This window comes from Sulfurovum sp. (assembly GCF_041562805.1).
GTDB lineage: Bacteria > Campylobacterota > Campylobacteria > Campylobacterales > Sulfurovaceae > Sulfurovum.
In genome coordinates this window covers 1-10,693 of the sequence record NZ_JBFFOH010000082.1, presented here as the reverse complement: position 1 = coordinate 10,693, position 10,693 = coordinate 1, and the positions used below count along the sequence as shown (strand labels likewise).

The following is a 10,693-nucleotide window of genomic DNA, read 5'->3' as shown; positions in this document are numbered from 1 at the left end:
TGGTTCTTTTTTCTCAAGAAGTTCAGCAACGATCTCATCTGTTTTTGCTTTATCACGCTCAATAAGTTCTTTTCTAGAAACAACTACTGAACCTTTCTCTTTATCTACTTTTACGATAACCGCTTTTACTTTTTTACCTGTTGGATCAACTTTTGAAGAGAGGTAAGAAAGTGTACGTGGCATGAAGAATTCTAAACCATCACAGTCTACAACATATCCACCTTTATTAGTTTTAGTTACAACACCTTCGATGATATACTCTTGTTCTTCATCATACTCAGCAATAAACTCATTTAATGCTACTCTGCTTAACGCAGCTTTATGAGAGATACGACCTCTTCCCATGTTTACAACATCAATTGGATCACCTACTGCAAATGCAAGGTTACCCTCTTCGTCTCTTAGCTCTTCAAGTGTAAGTGTTGCATCTCTACCACCACCAATATCAATTACAGCGATATCATCTTTTTCATCTATCTTAACAACTGTACCTGCTACCAAATCACTTTTTGACTCTGATTTTTTGAACGATTCCTCGAGCATCGCCTCAAAATCTACTTCTTCTATTTCGATATCTTCGAACTTCATACCTATCCTTATGTGTGCCTAATTTTGCGTTATTATACCTTTTTAACCATAAATATGGCTTATAGGATAAAGCACCCCAAGCTACGCTGACGCTATGTCAACTTCAACTTCTGGATCACGAAAACTATTATATTTAAGTTTTTAGTATTATGTTTTTAATAGCGTGTTTAAGAAGATATACTCTCAAGAACTTCAAAATAAGTAGGGAATGTTTTGGCAGTACATTCAGGTTCATTGATAGTCACAGAGACTGGATCAAGCGCCAAAAGAGAGAAACACATGGCCATTCTATGGTCATCATAAGTGTCGATCGCTGCATGTTTAAGTACTTTCGGTGCGGTTATTTTAAGATAATCTTCACCCTCTTCTACTTCTGCTCCGACCTTACGAAGTTCTGTTGCCATGGCAAAAAGTCTATCTGTCTCTTTTACCCGCCAGTTATAAATATTTCTAAGTGTTGTAGTGCCCTCTACAAAAAGTGCCGTAGTGGCTATGGTCATTGCTGCATCAGGTATGTGGTTGAAATCCATATCAATGGCATGAAGGTCCCCTTTACTCACAGATACAAAGTCATCACCCCACTCTACTACTGCACCCATTTTTTCCAGAACATCTACAAATTGAACATCCCCCTGGATACTCTTTTTCCCGATACCCGTAACTTTCACTGTACCCCCTTTAATGGCAGCAGCAGCTAAAAAATAAGAAGCAGAAGAGGCATCACCTTCTACCATAAATGCCTCTACAGCTTTATAGGTTTGTCCACCTTTTATGCTGAAACTCTTATAGTTGTCATTCACCACATCTACACCAAATTCTTTCATGATATGCAGGGTGATATCGATGTAAGGCTTAGAAACAAGTTCCCCAATAATAGTAATGGTCATATCTTCTTTTGCCATAGGTGCTGCAAGTAGAAGTGCCGTTAAAAACTGACTTGAAATGGCACCATCTATCTTTACATCCCCACCTGTCAATCCCTCAGCTTCTATCAGAAGTGGCGGATATCCTTCATTCTCTTTGTAGCTTATCTTTGCCCCTGCTTCTCGCAATGCATCTACTAAATGCCCGATAGGTCTCTCTTTCATTCGAGGTTCACCTGTAAGTAAGTAAGAACCAGTACCAAGACACAATGCCGCACAGAGTGGACGCATTGCTGTGCCCGCATTACCTAAAAAGAGCTCATGTACGTTTGTACTGTGTATCGCACCTGCATTACCGGTCACTGTACATTCTGTTTTGTTTTCTGAGAGGGTATAGTTAATGCCAAGCTGTTTCAATGCATTGAGCATATGTCTTGTATCATCACTCTCTAAAAGATTGGTGATCTTTGTTGTCCCGTCAGCTAATGCTGCTAACAGTAAAGCTCTGTTTGAAAGACTTTTAGAACCGGGAAGATTGATCTCCCCATCTATCTTAGCGATAGGTTTAAGTGTTAGTGTGTTCATGAAACCTCATCAACTTTCTTAATTTCTTGAATCTTATTGATCACATTTTGTACGATCCAGTCAGGTGTAGAAGCTCCTGCAGAAATACCACAAAGATCTTTCCCTTCAAACCATTCAGCTTCAATTTCTTTTTCATTTTCAATCAGGTAACTCTCTTTACAGTCACGTTCACAAATACTGTGTAACTGTTTGGTATTAGAAGAGTGTTTTCCTCCGATAACGATCATAACATCTGCCTCTTTAGCAAGTTCTGATGCTGCATCCTGGTTTTCAAATGTTGCATTACATATGGTGTTGAACACCCTTATCTCTTTACGTGTTGCCATCAATGCAGTGACTATCTTGGCAAAATCTTCAGGTTTTTTCGTGGTTTGAGAAACAACTGCAACTTTTCCTTTCAGAGGAAGTGCTTCCAACTCTTCAGCTTCAAGCACAATATAAGCGTCATCAGGATCCTCAGCATAACTCACTACACCTTTGATCTCTGGATGATCAGCATCACCAAATATCACAATGCTATAGCCATCTACACTCATTTTTTGTACGATGTTTTGTGGTGTTGTTACATAAGGGCAGGTTGCATCTATGACATGATGTTCCTGGCTTTTTAACTCAGCCAACTCATCTTTAGGTATGCCATGTGTACGTATAACCACGGCATCATCTGTTTCTATATCTTCTATACGCTCGGCAAGACCAATATTAAATCCCACTTTAAGTCTATTGATCTCATCTTTATTATGGATCAGTGGACCATAGGTAACAGACCCTCTATGTTCTTCAGCTATTTCAATAGCTCTCTTCACACCAAAACAAAATCCATAACTAGATGCTAATTGTATTTTCATCTCTATCTCAATTCAGCTTTACATTCTGACTCAAGAGCCATCATGATCTGCCCCATAACTTCTTCAATATCACCATCTTCAAGCGTTTTTTCCATAGATTGGATGAAGAAACGTACCGTAAGACTCTTCTTATCACCTAATTTCTCATCTTCGTAGATATCTACAGGGTATGAATCTTTAAGCATTGGAAGTTCCAACGCATTAAGCACCTTAGCCACTTGATAGTAGTTCAAAGATTTATCTATCACTACGGATAGGTCTTTATAGACTCCCTGGAACTTAGAGATAGGCATTGCATTGATATGCTTAGGTAAGAAAGCATCAAAATCAAGTTCTGCGATAAATGTTTCAGGTATACCAAAACTCTCCTGTACTGTCGGATGTAGTTTTGAGAGGAATCCGCATACTTTACCATCTACAATGATATTTGCAGATTGGTATGGATGGATAAGTCCATTTTCATAGGTACAAGGTACCAGTTCGAAAGCACCGATAACCGCACCTACTTTTTGGGTAAAAGAGGCGAAATCTATCATCTTTGGTTTTCCGGCATTTCTTACATTCTCACCTTCAAGCTGTCCTGAAAAAATAAAAGAGATCACTTCACTCTGCTCTCTTTTACTTCCAAATACTGCACCCATCTCAAACAGAGGAATAGATTTTTTACTATAACTCACATTACGCTTCACAGCATTCAGTAAATTTACTAAAATCGTAGATCTCAGTGTATTGAGCTCTTCAGCTATAGGGTTTGCAAGTTCAAGTGCTTCCTCAACAGTAGCAAAACCATACTTTTCCAAAAGTGCTCTTTCTGAAAATACATAAGATACATTTTCATAAAATGATACACCTACTGCACGGTTTTTAAACTCTTTTTTGGCTTGATATCTAGCTGTTGTATCATTAAGACGTGGTTTTTCTGCAAAAACAAAAGGTTTGGCTTCAATATTATTGATCCCTATGATACGTACTATCTCTTCAGAGATATCTTGGATATGTTTAATGTCATGTCTAAAGAGTGGAACCACAGCGGCAATCACTTCATGTCCCATAGAATTGATCTCAAATCCAAGTTTCTGGAGTATCGTTACGATCTTACCTATTTCAACATCCATACCGATGATAGATGAGATCTCTTTTGCATCTACAAGGACTGTTGCATTTTCTCTCTCAACACCCACATTCAATGAACCTTCATAACAGGAGACATCTGTATGCATATCCATCATGGAACCCAAGAAAGAGAGTCCAAAATAAAGGTCCGGATTAGCCCCTCTGGATGTCTTATAGTAAAGATCATCTGTTTTTAAAGAGGTAGTAGAGACAGCCTCCACTAAAGTATCCGGATTGATATAACTGGCTTCTATTAAAAGCTCTTTTGTTTCATCATTTGCTGTTGCTTCAGCCTCTTGATTTACACCTACCACAGAACGTACTTTTTCATTCCCGATGATCTCTATAATACCTTTGGCTTTGGCTGTAGGGAGTACAGAAATCTTATTTTCACTGTTTCGGAATATTCTACTATCATATGCACGTAGCACCACACCTGTTGTATGTGTAGCATATGCTAAGATACTTGCAAGATTTCCTTCTGCTTCCACACTAACCATCGCTAAACGTAGTTGTATAAGGAAAGAATTGGAAATGTTTTCTATGGTTGCCAGCTTATAATGCAAATCAGCATCCATTTCACCCGTATGGTGAAGCTCTGCTTCTCTGGCAATACCAAGCTTCATCTTCTCTTCTTGTTTATACTCAAAAGGTTTCATCTCAATGTCAAGTGCCGCACTCAAATCTCTTGCCACACCAAAGATGCTAAGACAGTCACCTCTGTTGGCTGTAAGCTCAAGCTCGATGACCGTATCTGCTACCGTATGGTAAGAACCTAACTCTCTACCTACTTTAAGTTCACCGATACTTTCGTCAAGTATCATGATCCCTTTACCAGTATCTGGTAGACCAAGTTCAGAAGAGGCACAAACCATCCCTTCACTCTCAACACCACGAAGTTTGGCATGTTTAATAGCAAAATCACCAGGAAGTACAGCACCTATCGTTGCGACAGCCACATACTCTGCTTCCACAACATTCGCTGCACCACATACTATCTGTCTTGTCCCGCTTCCAACATCGATATGACATACGTTCAGCTTGTCAGCATCAGGGTGTTTTTCACAAGAAATAATTTTCCCTATCACTACTTTTTCAGCTATCTCTATTTGTTTAAGACTGTCAACTTCCAGTCCGATGGAGTTAAACGTTTCGTAAAGCTTCTCATTAGAGACCTTACTGAGGTCTATAAATTCATTTAACCAACTTCTTGTTACTATCATCTAAACTGCTCCAACAAACGAATATCACCTTCAAACAAAGATCTTAGATCAGGTATTTTGTGCATCAGCATTGCAAAACGCTCTACACCCAACCCAAAGGCATAACCACTTACATCTTCATATCCCACTGCCTTAAAGACATTTGGATCAACGATACCACATCCAAGTACTTCCAGCCAACCTGTATGTGAACAGACTCTACATCCTTCACCTTCACAAAAGATACAAGAGATATCTACTTCAGCAGAAGGCTCGGTAAACGGGAAGAAACTTGGTCTGAATCGTACTTCAACATCACCAAACATATAGTGTAAGAAATCTATCAAGATAGATTTGAGATTCGCAAAACTTACTTTACCTTTATCATCTACCACAAGACCTTCCACCTGATGGAACATCGGTGTATGTGTCAAGTCATAATCACGTCTAAATACTGTTCCTGGAGCGATCATTCTGATAGGAGGCTTAGTCTCCATCATTGTTCGTATCTGTACTGGTGATGTATGTGTACGTAAAAGTCCACCATCTTTAAAATAGAACGTATCCTGCATATCACGTGCAGGGTGGTATTTAGGAAGGTTCAAGGCTTCAAAGTTATGAAAGTCATCTTCTACCATAGGACCACTCTCAACAGCAAAGTTCAATGCCACAAAATAGTCAATGATCTTGTCCATTGTCTCCATTACCGGATGTAAAGCACCTTTTTGAGCCAATGCTCCATAAAGGGAAACATCTATCGCTTCACTTTTCAGTACTTTTTCTATCTCTTCGGACTTAAGAACTTCATAACGTGCATCAAAACTTGCTTGCAACGCGGCCTTATTTTTATTAAGCCCCTCTGCAAATGCTTTTTTCTCTGGACCAGGGACATCTTTCATCTTAGCAAACTGCGCTGCTAGAACACCCTTCTTTCCAAAAAGTTCAACACGCACTTTTTCTAATGTTTCAAGCGAATCAGCTTGAACAATTTTCTCTTCTAAATTTTCCATTTAACCTCTATATGACTTCTGTGTATTGTCGTGATTTTATCCAAAAGTTACTAATAATGGGATTTATTACTACTTAACTGTGTTATACTTTACATCTATAAAGCTTAAAATAGATACATTGTGCTCGTGCTTGACATAGGTATAGACAAGTTGATATGATAAGCAAAAATAAAATAAACCAACCAGTTAAAGGACCACCAAATGTGCATATTTTGCAAAATTGTAAACAAAGAAATACCAAATAATACCGTCCATGAAAGTGAACATTTTTTAGCATTTCATGACCTCTACCCTAAAGCACCAATACACATTCTCATTATTCCTAAAACACATGTAGATTGTTTTCAGGATGTCACACCGGAGACCATGGGAGGATTGACTATTTTTGCACAGGAAGTAGCAACAAAAGTGGGTGTAGATAAATCAGGTTACAGACTTGTCACAAACAACGGTGAAGATGGAGGACAAGAGATAAATCACTTACATTTTCATATGTTAGGTGGCGCAAAACTTGCATGGGATCACACCCACGAAGACGCACACAAGAGTTTATAAGAACACCCTTGTTCTTCTCCCCCCATCAATAATGTCATTCTGAACGCCCTTGAAAGCGGAGCGATTCGAGAGGAATGACGCTTTTTGTTACTTTTTCTAAAAAAGTAAAGAGAGAAACAACGTCACAAGTAACCTATTTAGGTCAATTTCCTAAAATTATAAACCTTACATGCACAACAAATTAATTATGCGTCAATTTCCTCAAGTTTGAGTTCATACTCAGCCACGATCTCATCATCTTTTTCCGTAGCGATCTCTAAACGTTCAAAGAGTGCATCTACTTCTTGCTGCACAAGCCCTACTTCACGCGAAAGTTCCATGATTGCTGAATTATCACCAGATGTAGATGCTTTTTCAAGTTCTTCATTTTTTGCTGCAAGTTGTGTTTCTGCTATTTCAAGTTGTTCTTCACAAAGCTTGATCTCTTTGGTATAAGGTTTACGCACTTCATTACGCTCCTGTGTTACAGCCTTACGTAGTTTTTTACGTTCTTTATGGTTGATCTTAGGTTTTTTCTTTTTAGGTGCAACCCCTTCTTCCTCTTCCCAACCTATCTTTTCCAGGAACTCATCGTACGTACCGTCAAAATACTCAGCCCCACCCTTATGGAAAATAATAAGCGCATCAGCCAATCTTCTTAAAAGCATTTCTGAGTGCGTAACCATAATGAGTGAACCTTCAAAGTCATCTATCGCATCTGCAAGTGCATCAATGGACTGCATATCAAGGTGGTTTGTAGGCTCATCAAGAAACAGAAGGTTTGCCGGTGTTCCGATGATCTTTCCTAGCATCACACGGCTGCGTTCTCCTCCTGAAAGTACTTCTATCTTTTTATCAGCAAGATCACCAGAAAACATCATACGCCCTGCTATACTGCGTGACTCAGGGATACCCATATCTTTACTTACTGAAGCGATCTCATCAATGATAGTTGATTTTACATTCAGTCTTTCAATGTTTGTTTGTCCAAAGTGTGCAAATGTAGTAGAAGGGTGAAAGTCAAGTTTTCCCTGTTGATGTGGCAATTCCCCTGCGATGTAGTTCAGAAGTGTTGACTTACCCTTACCATTTTTACCGATGATAGCCAGACGTTTACCTTTCTCCATTGCAAAAGTAATGCCTTGAAAAAGTGGCTCTTCAGGGTTATATCCAAAACCCAGATCTTCTGCACGGAAAATAACTTTTGCAGGAGTCTCTTTATATCTGAACTTAAATGACAACGTAGCATCATTTTGTAAGTCTTCCATATCATCCATTTTGTCAAGTTCTTTTTGCTTTGACTGCGCAAGTGCAGCCGTAGATGCTCTGGCTTTATTACGTGCTACAAATTCTTCAAGATCTTTACGTTTTTTATCTTGATTTGCTTTCGTCTTCTCATAGGTTTCATCCTCCATTGCAAGTGTAGAATAGTACTTGTAACTGTCACCCTGAACCAAGCGGAGTCCTTTACGATGTACACCCATGGTATGTGTCGTTACTGAATCCATAAAGTCACGGTCGTGGGTAATGAGTATCACTTCACCTTCAAACTCTTTAATGAAACCTTTTAACCATCGTAAGGAGATAATATCAAGGTAGTTGGTAGGTTCATCCAGTAACAACATATTTGGCTCTGTTGCCAAAAGTTTCACAAGGTTGATACGTATCTGGTATCCACCTGAAAAACTCATAGGATCTTTATCCAGGTCCTCTTCTGAAAAACCAAGCCCAAAAAGAAGTTTTTCTATTTTATAGAAGTTCCACTGCTCATCTTCAGGCAGAACCAAAGCGCACTCTTCACGTACTGTTTTCTCAGTAAATACAAGGTGCTGTCTTAATGTACCTATCATGTAGTTTTTAGGGATGCTCACATCGCCAGAATCATAACTCTCTTCACCGAGAATAATTTTAAAAAGTGTAGATTTTCCAGAACCATTACGCCCCACAAATCCTATCTTCTGTCCATGAGAGAGTTTGAGGTTTACGTCATTAAAAAGGGTTTGACCCCCGAAACTTTTAGCGAGGTTTGTAAGTTGTATCATTGTATATCCATATATGGGGTATTTTTTAATCCAAATAATATAATAGCATTATGAAAATAGTGTTTGGGCTTGTGCTTAGGGTGCTTGCAAAAAATTTGAGGTTAACCCATAGGTTAAGTGATGACTTTTTGTAAATATCCTAGACGCAATCACAAAGGCTAGTTTTATGATTCCTATTACATGATTTGGGTTCGCATTATAGCGAAAAGTGTATTAGGTCACCTTCTCATAACTATAACCCATCATTCTTGTGCTTGCATTCCAAGGGTATTTTCTTCGGGTACAAAGGGCTTTAATGACCTATATATATATGTTTGAAAGTATTATCATTCTATAATGAAGATATACATTTTAGCAAAGGATTACAAATGAGCGACACTAACCTAAAACATTTAGAAAAGATTAAAGACAGCATTGATAAATCAAATATACTCTCAGAAGAGGAAAAAAGTGACTCCATGAAACGTATCGAAGAGTGGTACAGAGAAGATATGGCTTCAGGTACTTTCCTAAAAGAGTTGAGTGACCTTTCACCCACTATTAAAGCATTACTTGCCGAACTGGGCCTACTCTAACATACTCTCTGCTTTTCACAGCAGAGTCACTTTTTTTAACTAATAACCTTTAAACTCACCCTCTTCAAATCTTACTTTTAGCCCATCAAGAGCCTCTTGCATAATATCCAGGATCATTTTCCCAGCCAATGTATCATCTGCTTCAGGGACATCCCAATCTGTGATCTTCATATTGACCTTAAAGATCGCATTTACTTCGGAGATGATCTCATCTTTTCTTCTTAAAATATCTTGTTCTACCGGATCCATCATTTACCTTTTATATCATATGTCTAATATTTATCATACTCCCCTAACAGTAAAAAGTATCTGAAGTAGAAAAAATATGCTATAGTAAAATATGAAGATAGAAATATGTCAAAAATTCTCGAAAGTAAATAAGCTTCAGAAAAAACTCACAAAAGCATTTCCTGATGACACCATTACCATAAAGTCATGTATCGGTATGTGTAATATGTGTAAAAAACAGTCTGTCGCCAAAGTGAAGGGAAAGAAACTAAAATCCCAACGTATAACAAAGCTCATCGGAAAAATTGACGAGCTCAAAACCTAGGAACAGCAAGCTCCACCAAATCCATCTTCAAGTGGTACACTCATAGAGACAAGCTCTTCTTTATCAGCAATCATCTCACCATTTTGTATGATTGTATAAGTCACCTTTACCGAATCACGAATCGAATTCACCGTCGTACAGTAACTCTCCAAAGATGCACCTATATAACGTTTCGCTTTACTTGCATCAAATTCCCCGTCAAACTCAAAGATAATATGCATAGATGCAAACTTCATAGGTACAGAATCTGTTCTTTCTATCTCCGCACTTACTTTATAATTACTTACTTCAAAACCATCTTTTTCAGCCATCATTACAAGATCTATTCCAGTACATCCTATGATACCTGTTGCAAAATACTCCACAGGTGTGATCTCTTTACAATCAAGTGTATAATTCGACTTAATAGTATTTGCCTTAAACTTCTTATCTCCTAAATACTCTACAGATACGTTCATATTGACTCCAAAAATTTATTTGCCATAGTGTACACTATCTGAGATATAATTTTACTTCAAAAGTACTATCCTTGGTGTTGAGATAGAACGTAAATTCCCTGTATATAAAACCAAACTACCCTTACTCAATTTGCCAACCACATCTAACTACATGTAATCTCATTTTCATGTTTGACATGGGAATACATACGAGAAAAAAAACACCTAAAAAATGAAAGCTTATCTATTCTTAAGGAGAACAAATGTAAAACCTCCTTATGACACTTAATAACCTTAAATTTCAAACTACATATCTTTCGCTAGATAGCGAATTTTACGATAT

The 10,693-nt window shown here is 38.1% G+C and carries 11 protein-coding genes; 3 read left to right on the top strand and 8 right to left on the bottom strand.

The window, feature by feature from the left end; genetic code table 11:
* The 5 genes from ABYK33_RS09960 to pheS all read right to left on the bottom strand — a co-directional run.
* Positions 1–588: S1 RNA-binding domain-containing protein (locus tag ABYK33_RS09960; protein WP_373033023.1), on the bottom strand; the 588-nt coding region annotated here is incomplete at its 3' end.
* Between the two features lie 167 nt (positions 589–755).
* Positions 756–2,036, bottom strand: a complete 1,281-nt coding sequence (gene aroA, locus ABYK33_RS09955) for a 3-phosphoshikimate 1-carboxyvinyltransferase (protein WP_373033022.1) — start codon at positions 2,034–2,036, stop codon at positions 756–758.
* Positions 2,033–2,884: a 4-hydroxy-3-methylbut-2-enyl diphosphate reductase gene (locus tag ABYK33_RS09950; protein ID WP_373033021.1), complete on the bottom strand. Its 852-nt coding sequence runs from the start codon at positions 2,882–2,884 to the stop codon at positions 2,033–2,035. Before ABYK33_RS09950 ends, aroA begins: the two co-directional genes overlap by 4 nt.
* Positions 2,885–2,886: 2 nt before the next feature.
* Entirely contained in the window at positions 2,887–5,220 is a 2,334-nt protein-coding gene (gene pheT / locus ABYK33_RS09945; protein WP_373033020.1) for a phenylalanine--tRNA ligase subunit beta, read from the bottom strand.
* Entirely contained in the window at positions 5,217–6,209 is a 993-nt protein-coding gene (pheS, locus tag ABYK33_RS09940) for a phenylalanine--tRNA ligase subunit alpha (protein ID WP_373033019.1), read from the bottom strand. Before pheS ends, pheT begins: the two co-directional genes overlap by 4 nt.
* A 201-nt stretch (positions 6,210–6,410) precedes the next feature.
* Between pheS and ABYK33_RS09935 the strand changes: the two genes are divergently transcribed.
* Positions 6,411–6,764: a histidine triad nucleotide-binding protein gene (locus tag ABYK33_RS09935; protein WP_373033018.1), complete on the top strand. Its 354-nt coding sequence runs from the start codon at positions 6,411–6,413 to the stop codon at positions 6,762–6,764.
* Positions 6,765–6,949: 185 nt separating this feature from the next.
* On the opposite strand, the gene ABYK33_RS09930 is transcribed toward ABYK33_RS09935, so the two are convergent.
* The gene (locus ABYK33_RS09930) at positions 6,950–8,785 is read right to left on the bottom strand and encodes an ABC-F family ATP-binding cassette domain-containing protein (RefSeq protein WP_373033017.1); all 1,836 of its coding nucleotides are present in this window, start codon (positions 8,783–8,785) and stop codon (positions 6,950–6,952) included.
* A 368-nt stretch (positions 8,786–9,153) separates the two neighbouring features.
* Between ABYK33_RS09930 and ABYK33_RS09925 the strand changes: the two genes are divergently transcribed.
* Positions 9,154–9,360: a hypothetical protein gene (locus ABYK33_RS09925; RefSeq protein ID WP_373033015.1), complete on the top strand. Its 207-nt coding sequence runs from the start codon at positions 9,154–9,156 to the stop codon at positions 9,358–9,360.
* Between the two features lie 39 nt (positions 9,361–9,399).
* On the opposite strand, the gene ABYK33_RS09920 is transcribed toward ABYK33_RS09925, so the two are convergent.
* Positions 9,400–9,609: a hypothetical protein gene (locus ABYK33_RS09920; RefSeq protein ID WP_373033014.1), complete on the bottom strand. Its 210-nt coding sequence runs from the start codon at positions 9,607–9,609 to the stop codon at positions 9,400–9,402.
* 91 nt (positions 9,610–9,700) lie between these two features.
* On the opposite strand from ABYK33_RS09920, the gene ABYK33_RS09915 reads away from it, so the two are divergent.
* Positions 9,701–9,913: a hypothetical protein gene (locus ABYK33_RS09915; RefSeq protein WP_373033013.1), complete on the top strand. Its 213-nt coding sequence runs from the start codon at positions 9,701–9,703 to the stop codon at positions 9,911–9,913.
* Here the strand turns inward: ABYK33_RS09915 and ABYK33_RS09910 are convergent.
* The gene (locus ABYK33_RS09910) at positions 9,910–10,371 is read right to left on the bottom strand and encodes an OsmC family protein (RefSeq protein ID WP_373033012.1); all 462 of its coding nucleotides are present in this window, start codon (positions 10,369–10,371) and stop codon (positions 9,910–9,912) included. The two genes, ABYK33_RS09915 and ABYK33_RS09910, sit on opposite strands and share 4 nt — an antisense overlap.
* Positions 10,372–10,693: the final 322 nt, after the last annotated feature.

Coding starts and splice junctions, on each gene's coding strand:
- ABYK33_RS09935 (WP_373033018.1), top strand. CDS start 6,411: ATGTGCATATTTTGCAAAATTGTAAACAAAGAAATACCAAATAATACC.
- ABYK33_RS09925 (WP_373033015.1), top strand. CDS start 9,154: ATGAGCGACACTAACCTAAAACATTTAGAAAAGATTAAAGACAGCATT.
- ABYK33_RS09930 (WP_373033017.1), bottom strand. CDS start 8,785: ATGATACAACTTACAAACCTCGCTAAAAGTTTCGGGGGTCAAACCCTT.
- ABYK33_RS09950 (WP_373033021.1), bottom strand. CDS start 2,884: ATGAAAATACAATTAGCATCTAGTTATGGATTTTGTTTTGGTGTGAAG.
- ABYK33_RS09920 (WP_373033014.1), bottom strand. CDS start 9,609: ATGGATCCGGTAGAACAAGATATTTTAAGAAGAAAAGATGAGATCATC.
- pheT (WP_373033020.1), bottom strand. CDS start 5,220: ATGATAGTAACAAGAAGTTGGTTAAATGAATTTATAGACCTCAGTAAG.
- ABYK33_RS09915 (WP_373033013.1), top strand. CDS start 9,701: ATGAAGATAGAAATATGTCAAAAATTCTCGAAAGTAAATAAGCTTCAG.
- aroA (WP_373033022.1), bottom strand. CDS start 2,036: ATGAACACACTAACACTTAAACCTATCGCTAAGATAGATGGGGAGATC.
- pheS (WP_373033019.1), bottom strand. CDS start 6,209: ATGGAAAATTTAGAAGAGAAAATTGTTCAAGCTGATTCGCTTGAAACA.
- ABYK33_RS09910 (WP_373033012.1), bottom strand. CDS start 10,371: ATGAACGTATCTGTAGAGTATTTAGGAGATAAGAAGTTTAAGGCAAAT.